This is a genomic window from Nonomuraea sp. NPDC050663 (assembly GCF_044456985.1).
Taxonomy (GTDB): Bacteria; Actinomycetota; Actinomycetes; order Streptosporangiales; family Streptosporangiaceae; genus Nonomuraea.
This window is the reverse complement of record NZ_JBITGL010000032.1, coordinates 1-22,053: the sequence shown is the minus strand read 5'-3', so window position 1 is coordinate 22,053 and position 22,053 is coordinate 1. Positions and strand designations below refer to the sequence as shown.

Sequence of the window (22,053 nt, the reverse complement as noted above, 5' to 3'; positions counted from 1 at the left end):
CGGCCTTTACCTGCGGTGATTACTTGGCCAGCAGCGAGCGCAGGACGTACTGCATGATGCCGCCGTGCCGGTAGTAGTCGGCCTCGCCCGGGGTGTCGATGCGGACGACCGCGTCGAACTCCACACCGCCCGCCTTGACCTTGACGGTCTGCGGGATGGAGCCGGTGTTGAGCTCCTCGACGCCGGTGATGTCGAAGACCTCCTCGCCGGTCAGCCCCAGCGACGCGGCCGTCTGGCCCTCGGGGAACTGCAGCGGGAGCACGCCCATGCCGATGAGGTTGGAGCGGTGGATGCGCTCGTAGCTCTCGGCGATGACGGCGCGCACGCCCAGCAGCGCGGTGCCCTTGGCCGCCCAGTCGCGCGAGGAGCCGGAGCCGTACTCCTTGCCCGCCAGGACCACGAGCGGGGTGCCCTGGGCCTGGTAGTTGACGCTGGCGTCGTAGATGAACGACACCGGGCCCTCGTCCTGGGTGAAGTCGCGGGTGTAGCCGCCCTCGGTGCCCGGCGCGATCTGGTTGCGCAGGCGGATGTTGGCGAACGTGCCGCGGATCATGACCTCGTGGTTGCCGCGGCGCGAGCCGTAGGAGTTGAAGTCCTTGACCTCGACGCCGTTGGCCTTGAGGTAGTCGGCGGCCGGGGTGCCGACCTTGATCGAGCCCGCGGGCGAGATGTGGTCGGTGGTGACCGAGTCGCCCACCTTGACCAGCACGCGCGCGCCGGGGATGTCGGTGACGGGCTCCGGCTTCTCTGGCATGCCCTCGAAGTACGGGGGCTTGCGGACGTAGGTGGAGGCCGCGTCCCACTCGAAGGTGTCGCCGGTCGGGATGGGCAGCGAGCGCCAGGTCTCGTCGCCCTTGAAGACGTCGGCGTAGTCACGCGCGAACATCTCGCGGTCGATCGAGCTGCCGACGACCTCCGAGACCTCCTGCGGGGAGGGCCAGATGTCCTTGAGGAAGACCGGCTCGCCGTCGGCGCCGACGCCCAGGGGCTCGGTGTCGAGGTCGATGTCCATCGTGCCCGCGAGCGCGTAGGCGACCACCAGCGGCGGCGAGGCCAGGTAGTTCATCTTCACGTCGGGGTTGATGCGGCCCTCGAAGTTGCGGTTGCCCGACAGCACGGCGGTGACCGCGAGGTCGTGCTGCTGGATCGCGGCCGAGATCTCCTCGGGGAGCGGGCCCGAGTTGCCGATGCAGGTGGTGCAGCCGTAGCCGACCAGGTTGAAGCCGATCTTGTCGAGGTAGGGCTGCAGGCCGCTGCGCTCGAAGTAGCCGGTGACGACCTGGGAGCCGGGGGCGAGGGAGGTCTTGACCCACGGCTTGCGGGTCAGGCCCTTCTCGACCGCGTTGCGTGCCAGGAGCGCGGCGCCCAGCATCACGTACGGGTTGGAGGTGTTGGTGCACGAGGTGATGGCCGCGATCGACACGATGCCGTGGTCGATCTCGAACGAGGTGCCGTCGGCCATGGTGACCTCGACCGGCTTGTGCGGCCGGAAGCCGTTGGCCGTGGCGTTGGACGCGGGAGCGTCGGAGGCCGGGAAGGACTCCTCGCCCTCCTCGTCGAGCGCGTCGGGCACGAAGACCTGCACGTCGCGGCGCCAGGCCTCCTTGGCGTCGGTCAGGGCGATGCGGTCCTGCGGGCGCTTCGGGCCGGCGATCGACGGCACGACGGTGCCGAGGTCGAGCTCGAGGTACTCGGAGAAGACCGGCTCGTTGTCGCTGTCGAGCCACATGCCCTGGGCCTTGGCGTAGGCCTCGACGAGGGCGATCTGCTCCTCGCTGCGGCCGGTCAGGCGAAGGTAGTCAGTGGTCTGCGAGTCGATCGGGAAGATCGCGCAGGTGGAGCCGAACTCGGGGCTCATGTTGCCGATCGTGGCGCGGTTGGCCAGCGGCACGGAGGCGACGCCCTCGCCGTAGAACTCGACGAACTTGCCGACGACGCCGTGCTTGCGCAGCATCTCGGTGACGGTGAGCACCAGGTCGGTCGCGGTGGCGCCGGCCGGGAGCTGGCCGGTCAGCTTGAAGCCGACGACGCGCGGGATGAGCATGGAGATCGGCTGGCCGAGCATCGCGGCCTCGGCCTCGATGCCGCCGACGCCCCAGCCGAGAACGCCGATGCCGTTCTCCATCGTGGTGTGGGAGTCGGTGCCGACGCAGGTGTCGGGGTAGGCCTTGCCGTCGCGGACCATGACGACGCGGGCCAGGTGCTCGATGTTGACCTGGTGCACGATGCCGGTGCCGGGCGGGACGACCTTGAACTCGTCGAAGGCGGTCTGGCCCCAGCGCAGGAACTGGTAGCGCTCGCGGTTGCGCTCGTATTCGCGCTCGACGTTGCGCTGGAAGGAGTCGGGGTGGCCGAAGTAGTCGACGATGACCGAGTGGTCGATGACCAGCTCGGCCGGGGCCAGCGGGTTGACCTTGGCCGGGTCGCCGCCCAGGTCGCGCACGGCCTCGCGCATGGTGGCCAGGTCGACCACGCAGGGCACGCCGGTGAAGTCCTGCATGATCACGCGCGCGGGCGTGAACTGGATCTCCACGCTCGGCGTCGCGCTGGGGTCCCACTGGCCGAGCGCGTTGATGTGGTCGGCGGTGATGTTCGCGCCGTCCTCGGTGCGCAGGAGGTTCTCCAGCAGGATTTTCAGGCTGTACGGCAGGCGCTGACTGCCCTCGACGGCGTCGAGCCGGAAAATCTCATATGACGCGTCGCCAACGCGCAGCGTGTCACGGCTGCCGAAGCTGTTCGCGGACACGGGGAATCGCCTCCTCGGTGGACCATTGCTCAGTCAAATCCTGCCGCACCTCGGGAGGCGATACGACGTTAGGTAACCCTAACCCACAGGTTGCAGCGGATGTCTCGACGTCAAGATATCTCCAATATATCTCGACATCAAGCTAAATGCCGAATGGCCGGCCGCGGCAGGACGCGACCGGCCACCCGGGCCAGGGGTCAGCTGATGGTGAACTGCGTGCCCGGCTGGCGGACGATGTCGCCGTCGGCCGAGTTGGTGATCGTGACGTTCGTCAACGTCGCACTGCCCCTGGCCCCACTCATGGCCAGGATGCCCGCGCCGTTGTTCGACTTGTCGATGCGGACGTTGGTGATCTGGACGTTGGGCACGTTGCCGCCGCCCGTCTTGAACTGGATCCCGTCGTAGGTCGAGTCATGGATCTCGGTGTCGCGGATGACGACGCCCGGGATGTCCCGTCCCTGCGCGAAGATCGTGATGGCGCCGAACTCCTGGTCCTCGTTCCAGAACGCGCCGCCGGTGCGGTGGAGCGCGTTGTTGGCGATGAGGGTCTGCCCGGAGAAGGGCAGCGGATCGTGGTCGGTCGCCAGCATGATGCCGGGGTAGTTCATCGTGTCGTAGATGAGGTTGTTCTCGATCTTGTTGCCGTAGCCGCCGTAGATCGCGATGCCGTTGGCCCGCCAGGGCAGCTGGATGGTGTTGTTGACGAACTGGTTGCTGTGGCCGATGTCGACCGAGGTGTCCTTGACGTACTGGCTGGCCCAGACCGCCAGGGCGTCGTCCCCGGTGTTGCGGAAGGAGGAGTTGAACACCTTGGAGTTGCGCGTGCCGTTGGCGAAGTTGACGCCGTCCGCGTAGGTGTTGCGGATGCGCACCCCGCTGAACTCCAGGCCGTCGCCCGGGTTCCACAACTCGGGGATGTTGCTGTAGTCGCGGCCTACCCAGGCGCCGACGTTGGCGTGCTCGATCCAGACGTTGGTGATCTTGGTGTTCTTGCCGAAGCGGCCGTTGAGCCCCACGCCGCCCTCGGCGCCGCCGGGTCCGCCGCGGATCCGGCCGGAGCCGAAGATCGCGATGTCGGAGATCTGCGTGTTGTCGTCGATGTCGAAGCCGAAGTTGCCCTCGTGCGGGTGGTTGATGCCGCCCTGAACCAGGTGCGGCTCGGTCAGCGTGTAGAGCTGGGAGTGCCACATGCCCGCGCCGCGGATGGTGACGTTGCGGATGCCCACCTGGTTGTGCGTGCCCCGGTTCAGCGGGTCGTCGGTGAGGATCTTCTGCTCCTGGCGCCACTGGCCCGGCGGGATCCAGACGCAGCCGATCACGCCGTTCTGGTCGTCGGTGACCGCCCGCTGGATGGCGGAGGTGTCGTCGATGCCGTCGTTGGCCACCGCGCCGTACTGCGTGATCGACACGCAGCCCGCGGGCTGCGAGGCGGCCGGGGCCACCTGCTCCAGGTCGATCATGTCGATGATGTAGAACGAGGCGGTGTCACCCGCGTCGCGCTGCAGCTTGAACTTCGTGCCCGGCGGGTAGCTCTGCGCCAGCAGCGCGTGCGACTCGTCGAAGAGCCTGCGCGCGTCGGCCTGCGGCGTCTGCGTCAGCCCCTCGGGATCGTCCGTCGTGCCGTACAGCCAGCTGTATTTGCTGGTCAGGTTGAGCTTCTGGGCGAAGGTGCCGTTGACGTAGAGGCTGATGGTGGCGTCGATGCCGCCGCCGCCCGCCGCGTCGGGGATGGAGTTGCGCACCACGATCGAGTTGGCCTGGTTGACCGAGGTGAACTCGACGTACTGGCCGGTGCTGTTGAGCCTCACCGACTTGCGTCCCGACGACTCGGTGGCGAAGTTGGTGTGCCCGAAGGTGCGCAGCGCGTCGGTCTCCAGCAGCGTGCCGTTGTGGCCGGCCGCCTCCGCCTCGTAGGAGGTGTACGGCACCGCGGCGCCGCGCCCGACGACGATCGACTGGGTGCGGGTGTTGTTGGTCTCGTTGGTCTCCGCGACCACGTTCGTGGCGTCGGCGGCGGCCAGGATGGTCGCGCCTCCGCTGGTGGCGGTCCAGGTGCCGCTGATGGCGACGTTGGCGGTGGCGCCCGCGGCGATCGCGGGGGCGTTGCCGTTCAGCGTGGCGGAGCCGACGGTCACGCGGGTCACCGAGGCGGGCGCCGGGCTGATGCCGCGGTTGTTGACCGCGACGGTGAAGGAGACCGGCGCGCCGACCGCCGGGTTCGGCGGGGTGGTGGTGATGCCGGTGACCTGCAGGTCGGGCCCCGGCGCCTGGCTGACGGTCAGGCTGCCGCTCGCGGCGTTGTTGGTCTCGCTTTGCTCGACCAGCGTGTTGTCGGGGTCGGCGGTCGCGGTCACCTGGTGGGTGCCCTGGCCGCGGGTGCCGATGTTCTGCGTCACCGTCGTCGTGGCGCCCGCGGCCAGCGCGGGGACGGCGACCGTGCCGGCGGGCGTGCCGCCGACGGTGAAGGTGAGGTTGTCGGCCGGGGAGGCGGCGGTGCCGGCGTTCCTGACCGTGGCCGACAGGGTGATCGCCTGGGTCTCGCTGGGCGTGGCGGGGGTCCACGACAGGTCGGTGACCGTCAGGTCGGGGTTGGGCGCCGGGGTGCCGAACACCTGGAACTCCGCCACCTGGCCGCCGGGGGCGCCGGTGTTGGAGGTGAACCTCAGCTGCACGTCGGCGACCGTCCCCGAGACCGGGATCGTCACCGAGTTGCCGCTGCTGGGGTGGAAGTCGTGGTTCGCGGCGGCCTTGAGCGAGGTGTAGCCGCTCGCGCTCTGCTCGCGGCCCAGGACCTGGATGTTCTGGGTACGGGGGCCCCAGATCGGGTCGGGGTTGAGCTTGACGACCACCGAGGTCACGCTGGCGTTGGAGCCGAGCTTGACGGTCAGGGTGCCGGGGAAGCCGTTGCTCTCCCAGTAGGTGGCGGCGTTGTTGTCGTTGGCGTTGGCCGCGACGAAGGTGTGCACGTGGCCCGACTCGGCCATCTCCTTGCCGATGGCCAGGTTGGTGCCCGGGTCGCCGCTGCCCTGGCGGGTGACGGCGTTGCTGTTGGGCGACTCGTTGCCCGCCGCGTCCTTGGCCCTGACGACGTAGGTGACGGTGGCGTTGGCCGGCTGGGTGTCGGTGTAGGTCAGGACGTTGCCCGCCACGCTCGCCCTGAACTGGTCGTTGGCGTAGACGTCGTAGCCGGCCACGCCGACGTTGTCGCTGGAGGCCGTCCAGGTCAGCCTGATCTGCCCAGCGGCCGGCTGGGTGTAGGCGAGGTTGCCCGGAGCGGTCGGGTCCTGGGTGTCGCCGCCGGTGGAGGCGCCGTAGATCTCGAACTCCGAGATCTGCCCGGCGGGCCATCCGGTGTTGGCGGTGATGTGGGCCCGCCAGTAGCGGTAGGTGGCGGCCGTGAAGTCGATCGTCACCCGGTTGCCGGTCGCGGGGTTGAACGTGTATCCCGCGGAGGCCACGACCGTGGTGAAGGTGGTGCCGTCGTTGCTGCCCTGGATGCTGAGCGTCTGGGTGCGGGTCTGCCACGCGCTGGGGGCGGGCACCTTCAGCACGATCTGGTCCACGCTCGTCGGGCTGCCGAGGTCGACCCTGGCCCACTGCGGGAAGCTGTTGTTGGCGCTCTCCCAGTAACTGGCCTGGTCGCCGTCGTTGATGGCCGAGACCGGGTATCCGGAGACGGCGCTGCTCGCCTGGGTCGCCTTGCCCGGCGACAGGTTGGGCCCGCCCGCGGCCGAGGCCGGCACGCCCCAGCCGAAGGTGAGCAGGGCTGCGGCGAGCACGGTCGCCACCAGCCGTAAGGGCTTTCTCATGCGCTTCTTCTCTCGTCGGAGCACGACAGGGGGTGGATGGCAGGTGCACAGATGGAGAGTTGCGAGGTGGTGCCGTCTAATCAACAAGTTCTTGTTGATTTTTTGCGTACCGCTGGCCGAATGTTACATACGGGCTACAGGGGCGTCAACGACGGGAAAATCCGCGCGAAACGCCCAGCTCCCGCGCAAAACGTTAAGAAGCCCTTGCAGCGACTGTATTGACAGCTTCCGTGAGGGTGGGTAAACACGGCACTACATGGCATCGCGCGCCTTGCCTGACACACCCCCCCAGGTCAGGAAGGAAGCTCATGTGGTCCAGGCTGCTCGCCGCGGCGTCGCTGGTGTTATCCGGCGTCGCCGTGGCGGACATTCCCTCCGCTGACTACCAACAGGTCCAGCTGGCCGTCGGCCCGGCCGAGCTGGGCGAGCCCATCGGCATGGCCGTCCTGCCCGACCGGTCGGTGCTGCACACCGCCCGGGACGGCACGCTGCGCCACACCGACGCCGCCGGGAACACCAAGGTCGCCGGCAAGCTCGACGTCTACACCCACGACGAGGAGGGGCTGCAGGGCGTGGCCGCCGACCCCGGCTTCGCCACCAACCGCTTCGTCTACCTGTACTACTCGCCCAAGCTCAACACCCCGGCAGGAGACGCGCCGGCCACCGGCACCGACTGGACGGCGTGGAAGGGCCACCTCAACCTCTCGCGCTTCACCCTCAAGGCGGACAACACCCTCGACCCGGCCACCGAGAAGGTCGTGCTCCAGGTGGCCAACGACCGCGGGCAGTGCTGCCACGTGGGCGGCGACATCGACTTCGACGCCCAGGGCAACCTCTACCTGACCACCGGCGACGACACCAACCCCTTCGAGTCGGCCGGCTACACCCCCATCGACGAGCGCACCGACCGCAACCCCCAGTTCGACGCCCAGCGCTCCTCGGGCAACACCAATGACCTGCGCGGCAAGCTGCTGCGCATCAAGGTCCAGCCCGACGGCACCTACACGATCCCCAGCGGCAACCTGTTCCCGCAGGGCACGCCGAACACCAGGCCCGAGATCTACGCGATGGGCTTCCGCAACCCCTTCCGCATGTCGGTCGACAGGCCCACGGGCATCGTCTACCTGGGCGACTACGGCCCCGACGCGGGCGTGACCGATCCCAACCGGGGTCCCAGCGGGCAGGTGGAGTTCAACCGCATCACCGCGCCCGGCAACTACGGCTGGCCGTACTGCACGGGGACCAACACCGCGGCCGAGACCTACAACGAGTACACCTTCCCCGGCGGGCCCTCCGCCGCCAAGTACGCCTGCGCCGCCGGAGCGGCCAACAACTCCTTCCGCAACACCGGCCAGGCCACCCTGCCCCCGGCCAAGCCCGCCTGGATCCGCTACGCCGGTGACGCGGGCTCGCCGCCGGAGTTCGGCAGCGGCTCGGAGTCGCCCATGGGCGGCGAGGTCTACCGCTACAACGCCGCGCTCAACTCGCCGGTCAAGTTCCCGCAGTCGCTCGACGGCCGCTACTTCGCCACCGAGTTCGGCAGGAAGTGGATCAAGGCGGTCGAGGTCAAGTCCGACGGCGCCTACGGCGTCATCGACACCTTCCCCTGGACCGGCACCCAGATCATCGACTCGGGCTTCGGCCCCGACGGCGCGCTCTACGTGCTCGACTACGGCACCGGCGGCGGCAACCAGGCGCTGTGGCGCATCGAGTACATCGGCGGCGGCAACCGCAGCCCGGTCGCGAAGGTCGCGGCCAGCCCGACATCGGGAGCGGCGCCGCTGGCCGTCGCCTTCTCCTCGGCGGGCAGCGCCGACCCCGAGGGCGGGCCGCTGACCTACTCCTGGGCCTTCGGCGACGGCTCCACCTCCACCCAGGCCAACCCCAGCCACACCTACACCGCCAACGGCACCTTCACCCCGACGCTGACCGTGCGCGACTCCGAGGGCCTGACCGGCACCGCCAGCCTGGTGGTGACCGTCGGCAACACCGCCCCCACGGTCACGCTCGCCAGTCCCCCCAACGGCCGCCTGTTCGCGTACGGCGACGCCGTACCCTTCCAGGTCACCGTCAGCGACCCCGAGGACGGCGCCGTCGACTGCACCAAGGTCAAGGTCACCTACCTCGTCGGTCACGACAGCCACACCCACGCCATCACCTCCAAGACCGGCTGCACCGGCTCGATCACCATCCCGGCCGACGGCGAGCACGACGCCGCGGCCAACCTGTACGGGGTCTTCGACGCCGAGTACACCGACAAGGGCGGGCTGACCACGCACAGCGTGCGCACCCTTCAGCCGGTGCACCGCCAGGCCGAGCACTACGGCGCCATGCAGGGCATCCAGCCGGCCGACCACGGCGGCGCGGAGGGCGGCAGGACCGTCGGCTTCACCGACAACGGCGACTGGATCTCCTTCGAGCCGTACGTGCTGGCAGGAGCGTCGTCCATCACCGCGCGGGTCTCCTCCGGCGGCACCGGCGGCACCATCGAGGTGCGCGCCGGCTCGGCCACCGGCACCCTGCTCGGCACGGTGACCGTGCCGGTGACCGGCGGCTGGGACACCTTCGTCGACGTCACCGCGCCGTTGTCGGGCGCGCCCTCGGGCACCACCAAGCTCTTCCTCGTCTTCAAGGGCCCGACCGGCCAGGGCAACCTGTTCGACGTCGACGCCTTCACCTTCGGCCGCTCGGCCGCCCCGACCACGGCCGAGGGCGAGTCGTACACCTCCACCGGCGGCGTGCAGGTCGCCGACCACGGTCCTGCCAGCGGCGGCAAGACCGCCGGCTACATCGAGAACGGCGACTGGGCCGGCTACTCGCAGGTCAGCACGGCGGGCGCGAAGGGCTTCAGCGCCCGCGTGTCATCGGCCGGCTCGGGCGGCACCATCCAGATCCGCTCCGGCTCGCAGACCGGCACCGTGCTCGGCTCCGTCGCCGTCCCCGTGACGGGCGGCTGGGAGAGCTTCCAGACCGTCTCCACGACCCTGACCTCCGGTTCCGGGCCGCTGTTCCTGACCTTCACCGGCGGTGGGGGCTTCCTGTTCGACGTCGACACCTTCACGATCACGCGGTAGGCGGGCCATGCTGAACAAGATCCTTCCCCTGGCACTCTTAGCAGGATTCATGACCATTGCTCCAGATCCCGCCTACCAGGTCCTGGTCTTCTCGAAGACGGCCGGGTTCCGTCACGACTCCATCCCGGCAGGCATCCAGGCCATCCGCGACCTCGGCGCGGCCAACAACTTCACCGTCACCGCCACCGAGGACGCCTCGGTCTTCTCCAACCTCTCCCCCTACAAGGCCGTCGTCTTCCTCAGCACCACCGGCGACGTGCTCAACGACAGCCAGCAGGCCGCCTTCCAGTCCTACGTCGACGGCGGAGGCGGCTACGTGGGTATCCACGCCGCCGCCGACACCGAGTACGGCTGGCCGTACTACGAGAAGCTCGCCGGCGCCTACTTCAAGAGCCATCCCCACATCCAGCAGGCCACCGTCAGGAGCGAGGACCGCGCCCACGCGGCCACCGCCCACCTGGGCCAGGCCTGGAGCCGCACCGACGAGTGGTACAACTACCGCACCAACCCGCGGCCCGGCGTGAAGGTGCTGCAGACGCTCGACGAGTCGAGCTACAGCGGCGGCGACATGGGCGACCACCCGATCACCTGGTGCCACCCGCAGGGCAGCGGGCGCTCGTTCTACACCGGGCTCGGCCACACCATCGAGTCCTACGCCGACCAGAACTTCCGCCGCCTGCTGCTGGGCGGCATCCGCTACGCGGCGGGCTTCGCCAAGGCCGACTGCCGTCCAGAGACCAGCTACACGCCGCTCTACAACGGCTCGACCACCGGCTGGTCGCAGGCCGGCCCCGGCTCGTTCGCCAACGCCGACGCCACCCTGACCTCGCAGGGAGGCATGGGCCTGCTGTGGTACCAGGCCCGCGAGTTCGCCTCCTACTCGCTCAAGCTCGACTGGAAGATCACCGGTGACGGCAACTCCGGCGTCTTCGTCGGCTTCCCGCCCTCGGGCGACCCCAACTCGGCCGTCAACAACGGCTACGAGGTCCAGATCGACGCCTCCGACACCCCCGACCGCACCACCGGCTCGATCTACGGCTTCAAGGCCGCCGACCAGGCCGCCCGCGACGCCGCGCTCAACCCGCCGGGCGAGTGGAACACCTACGAGCTGCTCGTGGAGGGCGAGCGGCTGCAGGTCTTCCTGAACGGCAGGAAGATCAACGACTTCACCAACACCGACCCCGCCCGCTCGCTGCGCCAGGGACACGTCGGCATCCAGAACCACAGCGCCTCCGACCAGGTCGCCTTCCGCAACATCCGCATCAAGGAGCTGTCGGCGGGCGGCACCACGACCGTCGAGGGCGAGGCCTACACCTCGACCGGCGGCGTGCAGGTCGCCAACCACGCGCCCGCCAGCGGCGGCAAGACCGCCGGCTACATCGACAACGGAGACTGGGCCGGATACTCCCAGGTCAACGTGTCGGGGGCGACCCGCTTCACCGCCCGCATCTCCTCGGGCGGCGCGGGCGGCGCCATCCAGGTCCGCTCCGGCTCGCAGACCGGGCCGGTGCTCGGCACCGTCGCGGTGCCGCAGACCGGCGGCTGGGAGAACTTCCAGACCGTCTCCACCTCGCTGACCTCCGGGTCCGGGCCGCTGTTCCTCACCTTCACCGGCGGTGGCGGCTCGCTGTTCGACGTCGACACCCTGACCCTCGACACCGCCCCCGTGACCGCTCCGGTCTCGGCCAAGACGCACATCTTCTACTACCCCTGGTACGACGCGAACCCGTGGCGGCACTGGCAGCAGGGCGGCCAGAACCCTCCCGACAACATCGGCGCCGACTTCTACCCGGCGCTCGGCGCCTACGACTCCGGCGACTACGCCGGCGCCGTGACCCAGCACATGAAGTGGATCAGGCAGTCCGGCGCCGGGGTGCTGGTCTACAGCTGGTGGGGCCGAGGCGGCTACGAGGACGGCCTGGCCCGCGGCGTCATGGACGCCGCCGCCGCGCAGGGACTCAAGGTCGCCTGGCACCTGGAGCCGTACGCGGGCCGTACGGCCGCCTCGACCGTCGACGACATCCGCTACATCAACCAGACGTACGGCACGCACCCGGCCTTCAGCAACGCCTTCTACGTCTTCGAGAGCCTGCGCATCACCGACTGGTCGGCGCTGTCGCAGGTCAACCAGGGCAACGTGATCCTGGCCCAGACCACCGACACCTCCAAGATCGCCCACTTCGGCGGCATGTACACCTACGACGCCATCGCCGGGGCCACCGCGCCCGGCTGGCAGCAGGCCGCCGACTACGCCCGCGCCAACGGCCTGGTCTGGGCGCCCTCGGTCGGACCCGGCTACATCGACGACCGCGCGGTGCCCGGCAACACCACCCCGACGCTCGGCCGCGACAACGGCGCCACCTACGACAGGGAGTGGACCAACGCGCTGAACACCCGGCCCACCTGGGTATCCATCACCTCGTTCAACGAGTGGCACGAAGGCAGCATCATCGAGCCCGCCGTGCCGCGCTCGGGCTACCAGAGCTTCGAGGGCGCCTACGGCAAGACGGGCGCCGCTGCCCAGACCGCCTATCTCGACCGGACCAGGCACTGGGTGACCCAGTTCGAGGCCCAGTCGTGAGACTCCTGATGTCCGCCGTGCTGCTGGCCGCCACCCTCGTGGCGGCCGGCGGCACCGGCCCCGCCGCGCGGGCGGCAGCCGTACCCGACAACCAGACCCTCTGGTATGAGCAGCCCGCCACCGACTGGGAGACCCAGTCCCTGCCCATCGGCAACGGCGCCCTGGGCGCGACCGTGTTCGGCGGCGTCGCCACCGAGCAGCTGCAGGTCAACGAGAAGACCCTGTGGACCGGCGGGCCCGGTTCGCCCGGCTACGACTTCGGCAACTGGAGGAGCCCCAGGCCCGGCGCCATCAGCGACGTCAAGGCGCAGATCGACCGCGACACCCGCATGACGCCCGAGGCGGTGGCGGCCAGGCTCGGCCAGGGCAAGACGGGCTTCGGCAGCTACCAGACCTTCGGCGACGTGTGGCTCGACACCGGGCACGGCGGCGCCACCGGCTACCGGCGCGAGCTGTCGCTGACCGAGGCGATCGCCCGCGTGCGCTACACCTCCGGCGGCGTGGAGTACACCCGCGAGTACTTCGCGAGCTTCCCCGGCAACGTGATCGTCGGCAGGCTGACCGCCTCGCAGCCCGGCCGCGTCTCCTTCACGCTGCGCACCACCTCGCCGCGCGACGACCGGCAGGTCAGCGTGTCGAACGGGCGGCTGCGCATCCGGGGCGCGCTCGCCGGCAACGGCATGCGGTTCGAGGGGCAGATCCAGGTGCTGGCGAGCGGCGGCAGCCGCTCCGACGTCGGCGACCGCGTCACCGTCAGCGGCGCCGACAGCGCGACGTTCGTCATGTCCATGGGCACCGACTACGCCGACGCCCATCCCTCCTACCGGGGCGCCGACCCGCAGGCCAGGGTCACCGCCGCGGTCGACCAGGCGGCGGCGCGCGGCTTCGACGCGCTGAAGCAGGCGCACCTAGCCGACTACCGCGCGCTGAACGACCGGGTCAGGCTCGACCTCGGCCAGGGCACCCCGCAGGTGCCGACCGACCGGCTGCGCTCGGCCTACACCGGCGGAGCCGGCGCCGACGACCGGGCGCTGGAGGCGCTGTTCTTCGCCTACGGGCGGTATCTGCTCGTCAGCTCCTCCCGCTCCGGCTCGCTGCCGGCCAACCTGCAGGGCGTGTGGAACAACTCCACCGATCCGCCCTGGTCGGCCGACTACCACGTCAACATCAACCTCCAGATGAACTACTGGCCGGCCGAGCAGACCGCGCTGCCCGAGACGGTGGCGCCGCTGACCCGCTACGTGCAGCAGATGGTGGCGCCCGGCCGCAGGACCGCGCAGGAGATGTTCGGCTCGCGCGGCTGGGTGGTGCACAACGAGACGAACCCGTTCGGCTTCACGGGCGTGCACAACTGGGCGACCTCCTTCTGGTTCCCCGAAGCCGCCGCGTGGTTGTGCCGCCACCTGTACGAGCGTTACCGGTTCAGCGGCGACCGCGCCTTCCTGCAGTCGGTCTATCCGGTGATGCGGGAGGCCGCCCTGTTCTGGGTCGACAACCTGCACACCGACCCGCGTGACGGCAGGAAGGTCGTCTCGCCCAGCTACTCCCCCGAGCACGGCGACTTCTCCGCCGGGGCGGCCATGTCCCAGCAGATCGTCGCCGACCTGTTCGGCAACGTGCTGGCCGCCGCCGCCGTCCTCGGCGCCGACGAACCCGAGGTACGGCAGGCGCTGGCGGCGCTCGATCCCGGCCTCCGGGTCGGGTCGTGGGGTCAGCTGCAGGAGTGGAAGGCCGACTGGGACTCGCGCACCGACGACCACCGGCACGTCTCCCACCTGTACGCCCTGCACCCCGGCGACGCCATCCAGCCGGGCACGGCCTTCGCCCAGGCGGCCAAGGTCTCCCTGACGGCGCGCGGCGACGGCGGCACCGGGTGGTCGAAGGCCTGGAAGATCAACTTCTGGGCGCGGCTGCTCGACGGCGACCACGCGCACAAGATGCTGTCCGAGCAGCTGCGCACCTCCACGCTGGCCAACCTGTGGGACACCCATCCGCCGTTCCAGATCGACGGCAACTTCGGCGCCACCTCGGGCGTGGCCGAGATGCTGCTGCAGTCGCAGCACGGCGTCATCCATCCGGCGCCCGCCGTACCCGCCGCCTGGCCCGCGGGATCGGTGACCGGGCTGCGGGCGCGCGGAAACGTCGCCGTCGACGTCACCTGGCGCAACCGGGCGGCCGAACGGGTCACGCTGCGGCCCGGCGGCCCCGGCACGCTGCGGGTGCGCACCCCGCTCGCCGTGCTGAAGGACGACTCCGGCGCCGCCGTGCCGTACACGCGTGCCGGAGACACGCTCACCTTCACCGCCCAGGCGGGCAGGACCTACACGCTCACCGGCTCGCCGGGACCGTGCGCCACCGCACCCGCCGACCGGCCGGTCGTCGCTTGGGATCCCGTCTCGGGCGCCACGGTGACCGACTCCTCCGGAAACGGGCGCACCGCCACGATCGTCAGCTCCGGCGGCTACTCGGGAGGGACGCTCCTGCTCAACGGCTCCACCTACCTCACCAACGCGCCCACCACGCTGGGGCTGCTGCCCGAGGCGACGTTCGCCGCGCAGGTCCGCATCGCCGGATCCGGTTACCGGCGGCTGTTCGACTCCCAGCCCTCCGGCAACCCCGGCGACGACGGGATCATCCTCGACGTCACGCCCTCCGGCCACCTGCGCTTCATCGGCGCCGGACGCAACATCACCACCGACGCGGCGCTGCCCGCCGGGCGGCTCATCGAGCTCGTGGTCACGCTCGGCCGCACCGGCGTGATCACCGTCTACGTCGACGGCGCCCGCGCGGGCGGCGGGCAGACCGGGACGGGCGGGATCATGGGCTGCGCCACCCGGCCGCTGCGCTTCGCCGCCGACCAGGACGGCTGGCAGCGGCTCTCCGGAGCGGTCGACCGCATGGCCATCCTGGCGCGAGCCCTGCCCGCGGCCGACGTCCCCCGATGGAAGGAGATCGCCTTCCCGTAGCTAGATGGGCGCCAGGCGCAGGAACAGCAGCCCGATGATGACGACGGACAGCAGCGGGGCGAGGATCTTCTGCTCGAACTTCTTGCCGGTCTTGATCCCGATCTTCCACGGCAGCACGAACCTGGCGCCCATCGGCCACAACACCGGACAGCCCCTCTCCGTCATGCAGTCGCCGACCACGTGGATCAGGCAGCCGAGCCCGATCGCCAGGCCCAGCCAGGCGTAACCCACGCCCAACGACATGAACACGACATAGATGCCCGCCGTGAGGCCGATGTTGACCATCATCGAGCCCCACTTGTTGCCGGGGATGCCGATGCCGATCGCCCGCAGCGCCAGGCCCACCATCAGGATGACCAGGATGTCGCGGCCGATCGGATAGGCGTCGGCCAGCCAGTGCGCGCCGAACCCCATCAGGACGGCGAAGACCAGCGAATGCGTCATGCCCCGGTGGCCGCCGGTCAGCCACGCCACGACCTTGCTCAGCGCCCAGGTGACGGGGCCGAAGGTCTGGGCGATGGTGGCGCTGGGGTGGTCGAGATCGGGCAGCATCGCGGCGCCCGCGCACACGAGCGCGCCGGCGATCAGCTCGGTGGGCGTCAGGGCGGTGGCCATGATGCCGGTCTCGAAGTACCTCGACTCCTCGGCGAGCAGCGGAAGCGCCGCCAGCGCCGGTGCCAGGCCTAACCAGGCGATGGCTCCGGTCATGGCGTGCGAGTGCCCCATCATGATCACAGGGTACCTAGTCGGGGTGGGCTTCCGCGTGCCTCCGGGCCCGTGTGTGACGCACATCCCGATGCGCTGCCGACGGCTTCCGACCCTCGCTGTTTCCCGCTCTGCCCAGAAAACACAGACGAGGTCGTTACCGCAGCGACAGCACCCCCCAGCCCTGCCGACGCGGAACGACCTCGTCTGAACTATCCAACGGCCTTTCCGGGGGATGTGTTCCCGAATTCCGCGACTTTTTCGTGATCTGGCTCACTCCGGGAATGCCCGATTGCCAACGACATGTTGTCGATATATCGTAGAAGCATCAAGAACGATCGAAGGAGTATCACCATGAGTTACACCCATGCAGCCGGCGGGCAGTGGCCCGACGCACGCGAACTGAAGAAGGCGCTGCGCGAAGGCGCCCGCCACCTTGCCGAAGCCTGGGAGCGCGTCGAGCGCCCACATCCCGCAGGCGGCCACCACGGTCATCCCGGCGGCCCGGAAGGCGGCCCCCACGAGCACCGCCACCGCGGCCGTCGTGGCCCAGGGCCCTTCCCCTTCGACTTCGGCCGCGGCCCCTGGGGCGGACCCGGCGGACCGTTCGGTCCTCGCCACGGCGGCTGGGGCGGGCGTGGCCGCAAGGCCAAGCGCGGCGACGTCCGCGCCGCCATCCTGGCCCTGCTGGCCGAGGAGCCCCGCAACGGCTACCAGATCATCCAGGAGATCGCCGAGCGCAGCGAAGGCGGCTGGAAGCCCAGCCCCGGCGCCGTCTACCCGGCGCTCCAGCAGCTGACCGACGAGGGCCTGGTCATCTCCGAGGAGGCCGACGGCCGCAAGACCTTCCGCCTCACCGACTCCGGCCGCGCCTACATCGACTCGCACACCGACGAGGTGCGCGCCCCCTGGGAGGAGATGCGCCCCGACGTCGACGACACCACCGCCGACCTCTGGGACGTCGCCCGCCAGTCGGCCTTCGCGATGATGCAGATCGCGCAGACCGGCTCCCCGTCACAGGTCCGCGATGCTCGCAAGATCCTCAACGAGACGCGGCGCAAGCTCTACCAGATCCTGGCCGACGGCGACACCGACGCCGACTCCGACGAGGAGTGACCCTGACATGAGCGGTGAGCTGCGCATCGGCGACGCCGAGCGCGACCGGGCGATGGCCGTCCTGCGCGAGCACTTCGCGCAGGGCCGCCTGAGCCGCGAGGAGCTCGACGAGCGTCTCGACCTGGCCCTCACGGCCAGGACCGCTCGCGACCTGACGGCCGTCACCGCCGACCTCCCGGTCGACGAGTACGGCCACGCCGCCGACCCGGCCTCCCCGGAGTCCGGGTACGGCACGGCACACACCCCAAGACGCAGAAGCCACCACCACCGGCGAGGACACGGCGGATGGGGTCACGACGGGTGGGGGTCTGGCGGATGGGGGCCCGGAGGGTGGGGATCCGACGGACGGGGGCCGGACCGGTCCGAGCACGACCGGTCCGAGCACGACCGGTCCGAGCACGACCGGTCCGAGCACGACCGGTCCGAGCACGACCGGTCCGAGCACGAGCCCGCCCCCAACCTCGACCGCTCAGCCCACCCCGGCCCCTCGTTCGGTCGCGGCTTCGGCCCTGCCGCAGGCCGCGGCTTCGGACCCGGCTTCGGACCCGGCCCCCGGTCCGGCCCACACACGGGCCCCGGTTCCGGGCCTGGCATGGACCCCCATCCCGGGCCCGGCATGGGCCGCAATCCCGGGCCCGGCGCGTGGCTCGCCGGGTGGCAAGCTGAAGCCGAGCGGCGCGGGCTGCGCTGGCCCGATCACGACCCCGCCGCGTGGCACGCCGCCATGCGCGCCCACCGCCGCGAGATGCACCGCATCCGCCACGACATGCGCCGGCACATGCGGCACTCCCCCCACCCGCGTGGCCACCACGGCCCCGGGCCGTTCCTGCCGATCCTCCTCCTGGCCGCGGTCATCGGCCTCATCGTGGGCGGGTTCGGCTTCTTCAAGGTCATCCTCGTCCTGTGGATCGGCGCGATGGCCTTCCATGTGGTCCGCAGGATCTCGCACGGACGCCGCTTCACACGTCCCGATCGAGCCGGCCTCTGAGCTGCTCCAGCGCCTTGTCCGCCGCCTGCCGTACCGCGGACTCCTGATCGTCGAGCGCGCCCCTGACCACAGGGGCGTGCTCGCCCTCCCCCGTCACCCCGAGCGCCCGCAGCGCCGCCGCCCGCACCCTGGGCACCTCGTCACCGACGAGCCCGGCGAGCACGTCGGCCGCCTCCCCCAGCTCGCGGGCACGCGCGACCTTCGCGCACATCTCACGCACCCGCCACGACGGGTCCTCCAGCCCCCGCACCACGGCGGCAGCGGCAGCAGGGTCCCACGCGTAGAGCAACCCTCGGGCTCCCCAGACCCGCGGCCAATGGTCCTTCCACCCCTCGCCGAGCCCATGGGCGGCAGGGCTCCCGCCGACCCACACCAGCGGCGGCTCGTCGGGATCGTCGTAAGCTACGGCCCGCACGAGCAGGTCAGCACACCAGGCCGCGACCCTGGCCTCGCCGTACACCCGGCACGCCTGCTCGACCAGCACCTTCGGGTGAGCGCCCGGATCATCGGGCCATTCGTCACGCACCGCCACCATCCGCACCCCTCTCGGCCCGCCGACGATCATCCGGGCGCCGCCGTCTGCGGGACGCCTGTCCTCACCACGAGCATGGGCCGCGCGCTCCGCGTCGCACACCTCGCCACCCGCCGCGCCCGCCGCCACCGCAGGACCGTCCGTGACGCGTGCTTTCCCCGCAGCCTCACCCACCGCCTACCCGCCTCCCCCGGTGTCCACGCCCGAGCGCGACGGCAGGCCCAGGGCGGAGCGCAGTTGGGCGAGCTGGTCCGCGATCCGGTCCAGCGACCAGTGCGCGTTGAGCCCGCTCGGGTTGGGCAGCGCCCACACCCGTGCCCCACCCACCAGCTCGTCCTGCGGCCCGATGACGGCCTTGGGGCGGGCGAAGCCGGTGCGGTACGCCGAGATGCCGAGCACGGCCAGCGCCTTGGGCCGGGTGCGGGCGACCAGTCCGGCGAGCCGTACCGCGCCCTCTCTCAACTCCTGCGGGGTGAGCTCGGCGGCGGTGGCGCTGGGGCGGGCGACGATGTTGGTGATGCCCAGGCCGTACAGCGGCAGCAGGTGCTGCTCGTCGGGCGTCAGCCGGCGCGGCGTGAAGCCCGACAGGTGCAGGGCGGGCCAGAACCGGTTGCCGGGGCGGGCGAAGTGCTGGCCCCTGGCCTCCGACATGAGGCCGGGGTTGATGCCGCAGAACAGCACGTCGAGGTCGGGGCCCAGGACGTCGTCGATCACACCCAGAGAGTACGCGGCGGCCGCGACAGTTTCCGGCCGTGCCGCTCAGCCCATGTCCTCCAGCCGCCGTCCCTTCGTCTCCTTGACGAACCGGGCGACGAACAGGAACGACAGCGCGGCGAAGAACGCGTAGCCGAGGTAGGTGAGCGGCAGGTTCCATTCCGACAGGCGCGGGAACGACACGGTGATCGCCCAGTTGGCGACCCACTGGGCGGATGCCGCGACCGAGAGGGCGGCGGCGCGGATCCTGTTGGGGAACATCTCGCCCAGCAGCACCCAGACGACGACACCCCAGGACAGGGCGAAGAAGAGCACGAACACATTGGCCGCGACCAGCGCGATGGTGCCCTGCGGGTCGGGCAGCGCCACGTCGGCGCCCGAGCCGCTCGCGGAGCTGAACGCCCACGCCGCGGTCGCCAGCGAGATCGCCATGCCCGCCGAACCGACGAGCAGCAGCGGCTTTCGTCCGACCTTGTCCACCAGGGAGATGGCGATGAACGTGCCCAGGATGTTGATGACGGCGCTGATGACGCTGATGAGCAGCGACTGGCTCTGGTCGATGCCGACCGACTGCCACAACGACGACGAGTAGTAGAAGATCACGTTGATGCCGACGAACTGCTGGAAGACCGAGAGCGCGATGCCGATCCACACGACCGGCAGCAGGCCGAGCGCCGAGCCGCGCAGGTCGCGCAGGGTCGGCGCGTGCTCGCTGCGCAGCACCGACCGGATCTCGGCGACGCGGGCGTCGAGGTCGACATCGTCGCCCTCGACCTCGGACAGCACTTTCTTGGCCTGCTCGGTCTTGCCGACCGAGATCAGGAACCGCGGCGATTCCGGGATGACCGAGGCGAACAGCAGATAGGCGACGGCCGGGACGACGCACGCGCCCAGCATCCACTGCCAGGCCTGCAGGCCCCACAGCTCGTTGTTCACGTCGCCGCCCGCCAGCTGGCCGATGCCGTAGTTGACCAGCTGCGACACGGCGATGCCGAGCACGATGGCGAGCTGCTGGAACGACCCCAGCCGGCCCCGGTAGGCGGGCGGCGCCACCTCGGCGATGTAGGCCGGGCCGAGCACCGACGCCATGCCGATCGCGATGCCCGCCAGCGCCCGCCAGATGGCCAGGTCCCAGATCGCGAACGGCAGCATCTGCCCGATCGAGCTGACCGCGAAGATCAGCGCGGCGGCCTGCATGCTCTTGGTGCGCCCCCACCGGTCGGCCAGCCTGCCGGCGAACCAGGCGCCCACCGCCGAGCCCAGCAGCGCGATCGCCACCACGAAGCCGGTCTCCACCGTGCCGACGTCGAAGTACTTCTGGATACCGGTGACCGCGCCGTTGATCACCGAGCTGTCGTATCCGAACAGGAAGCCGCCGATCGCCGCCGCCGCCGTGATGAACACGACGTGGCCGAGGTTCTCCTGATTGTTCGCCTGCATCGCCATGGTCCCCCCTCGCCGGGGGCGTACCCTCTTGTCACTCTATGTACATGCTTGGTTACCTAAACTTTGTCTCCAGCAGCCGCTCGTACGTGGGCGCCAGGAGCAGCAGGCCTTCCACCAGGGCCTTGTCGTCGCCGCGCATCGCGGGCAGTTGCAGCGAGCCGACCAGCCGCGCCTGCTCGGCCGCCACCTGGGCACTCTCACTCGCGCCGATCCCGTCGAGGCAGGCGGCCAGATCGTTGAGCCTGCGGGCGCCCACCCGGATCGCGAAGTGCCGCCAGGTGTCCATGAACGCGGCGCCCTGACCGGTTTCGACCAGCTCCGCCGTACGCCTGGCCGCCTCGCCCTGCCCCGCCGTACCCGCCGGAACCGGCAGGTCGGTACGGCCGGCCAGCCAGCGCTCCGCGCGCGGCAACGACCTGCGCAGGGCCTCACCCGCGTCGACCCGCTCGTGCCGCTCGAACCGCCACCTCATCGCGTACGGCCTGGCCAGATAGCCGATCTTCTCCCCCTTCCACGCGGCGAGGAACTCTTGGGCCGGGATGGTGGCGTACGGGTAGCCCTCGGGGTCGTGCACGAGCACCTGCTCGGGAGTGGCTTCGAGGACGACGACGTAGTGGTCGACGCCGATAGGGCCGTTCGCGCCGGGCTGGAAGGTCAGCAGGCCCAGCTCCAGAGGGACGGCCATGACGGGGCCCTCGCGGGTGGCACGGATCAGGCGGTCGAGCGCCTCACCCGGGTCGCCGCCGTCGGCCTGCTCGCAGGTCCAGCCGAGGAGCTCGGTGGCCGCGTCGAGACCCTGGAGGGGGTCCCAGCCGAGGGGGTCGAAGAGGGGGAGGCGGCCGCCGATGAGCTGCATGCCGTACGGCGAGGCGGTCAGGACCTCGATCACGGCGGTGGGCGGGGCTTGGGCGCCGAGCATCATGGCCAGGGAGTTGGTGTAGCAGTAGGGGCCGGAGCCGATGTAGGGCGTGTGCATGAGTGGGAGCTTGGGGGGTGCCACGGTGTCAGGGTCAAGGAGGCGGCAGCCGGGGCGTCGCCCGGGGGCGATGACCGGGGGGCGGTGACCGGGGCGCGATGACCGGGCGCGATGACCGGGGGCGATGACCCGGGGGCCGATGACCGGGCGCGGTGACCAGGCGCGGTGACCAGGCGCGGTGACCGGCGGTGATGACCGGGGGAGCGGCCGGGGGCGGCGGCTTAGGACGAGGTGCCCGAGGAGCGGTGGGGGGGGGGGGGGGGGGCCCCCCCCCCCCCCCCCGGGGGGGGTGGGGGGGGGGGGGCCCCCCCAATGAGGGGAGCCCGACCCCGCTAGGCGCGAAGCGCCCGCCATGGGAGGCCCGTGCTGGTCAGGCTTCGCGGCCCGCTCGCAGGAGCCC

Annotated in this window: 12 protein-coding genes; 5 read left to right on the top strand and 7 right to left on the bottom strand. The window is 70.6% G+C overall.

Going from position 1 to position 22,053, the window contains the following annotated elements; translation table 11 throughout:
- Positions 1-19: 19 nt before the first annotated feature.
- Positions 20-2,746 (bottom strand): aconitate hydratase AcnA, encoded by a 2,727-nt coding sequence (acnA, locus tag ACIBH1_RS47740; RefSeq protein WP_397320791.1) that lies wholly within the window; start codon positions 2,744-2,746, stop codon positions 20-22.
- 197 nt (positions 2,747-2,943) lie between these two features.
- Positions 2,944-6,555, bottom strand: a complete 3,612-nt coding sequence (locus ACIBH1_RS47735; RefSeq protein WP_397320790.1) for a CARDB domain-containing protein — start codon at positions 6,553-6,555, stop codon at positions 2,944-2,946.
- A 308-nt stretch (positions 6,556-6,863) separates the two neighbouring features.
- Between ACIBH1_RS47735 and ACIBH1_RS47730 the strand changes: the two genes are divergently transcribed.
- Genes ACIBH1_RS47730 through ACIBH1_RS47720 form a run of 3 tightly spaced genes read left to right on the top strand, consistent with a single transcriptional unit; the run spans position 6,864 to position 15,176 of the window.
- Positions 6,864-9,629, top strand: a complete 2,766-nt coding sequence (locus ACIBH1_RS47730; RefSeq protein WP_397320789.1) for a carbohydrate-binding protein — start codon at positions 6,864-6,866, stop codon at positions 9,627-9,629.
- A 49-nt stretch (positions 9,630-9,678) separates the two neighbouring features.
- Entirely contained in the window at positions 9,679-12,210 is a 2,532-nt protein-coding gene (locus ACIBH1_RS47725) for a ThuA domain-containing protein (RefSeq protein WP_397320788.1), read from the top strand.
- Entirely contained in the window at positions 12,207-15,176 is a 2,970-nt protein-coding gene (locus tag ACIBH1_RS47720) for a glycosyl hydrolase family 95 catalytic domain-containing protein (RefSeq protein WP_397320787.1), read from the top strand. Before ACIBH1_RS47725 ends, ACIBH1_RS47720 begins: the two co-directional genes overlap by 4 nt.
- Here the strand turns inward: ACIBH1_RS47720 and ACIBH1_RS47715 are convergent, their stop codons facing one another.
- Entirely contained in the window at positions 15,177-15,905 is a 729-nt protein-coding gene (locus ACIBH1_RS47715; protein WP_397320786.1) for a metal-dependent hydrolase, read from the bottom strand.
- 330 nt (positions 15,906-16,235) lie between these two features.
- On the opposite strand from ACIBH1_RS47715, the gene ACIBH1_RS47710 reads away from it, so the two are divergent.
- Entirely contained in the window at positions 16,236-16,997 is a 762-nt protein-coding gene (locus ACIBH1_RS47710) for a PadR family transcriptional regulator (protein WP_397320785.1), read from the top strand.
- Between the two features lie 7 nt (positions 16,998-17,004).
- Positions 17,005-17,985, top strand: coding sequence for a DUF1707 domain-containing protein (locus ACIBH1_RS47705; RefSeq protein WP_397320784.1), 981 nt, complete (start codon positions 17,005-17,007; stop codon positions 17,983-17,985).
- Here ACIBH1_RS47705 and ACIBH1_RS47700 read toward each other — a convergent pair.
- The 4 genes from ACIBH1_RS47700 to ACIBH1_RS47685 are packed head-to-tail and all read right to left on the bottom strand — an operon-like array spanning position 17,957 to position 21,653.
- Complete coding sequence (locus tag ACIBH1_RS47700; RefSeq protein ID WP_397320783.1) at positions 17,957-18,691, bottom strand: HEAT repeat domain-containing protein; 735 nt, start codon at positions 18,689-18,691, stop codon at positions 17,957-17,959. The genes ACIBH1_RS47705 and ACIBH1_RS47700 overlap by 29 nt on opposite strands.
- Positions 18,692-18,694: 3 nt before the next feature.
- Positions 18,695-19,231, bottom strand: a complete 537-nt coding sequence (gene mug / locus ACIBH1_RS47695) for a G/U mismatch-specific DNA glycosylase (RefSeq protein WP_397320782.1) — start codon at positions 19,229-19,231, stop codon at positions 18,695-18,697.
- Between the two features lie 45 nt (positions 19,232-19,276).
- Positions 19,277-20,677: a sugar porter family MFS transporter gene (locus ACIBH1_RS47690; protein ID WP_397320781.1), complete on the bottom strand. Its 1,401-nt coding sequence runs from the start codon at positions 20,675-20,677 to the stop codon at positions 19,277-19,279.
- Between the two features lie 52 nt (positions 20,678-20,729).
- The gene (locus ACIBH1_RS47685) at positions 20,730-21,653 is read right to left on the bottom strand and encodes a hypothetical protein (protein WP_397320780.1); all 924 of its coding nucleotides are present in this window, start codon (positions 21,651-21,653) and stop codon (positions 20,730-20,732) included.
- Positions 21,654-22,053 lie beyond the last annotated feature (400 nt).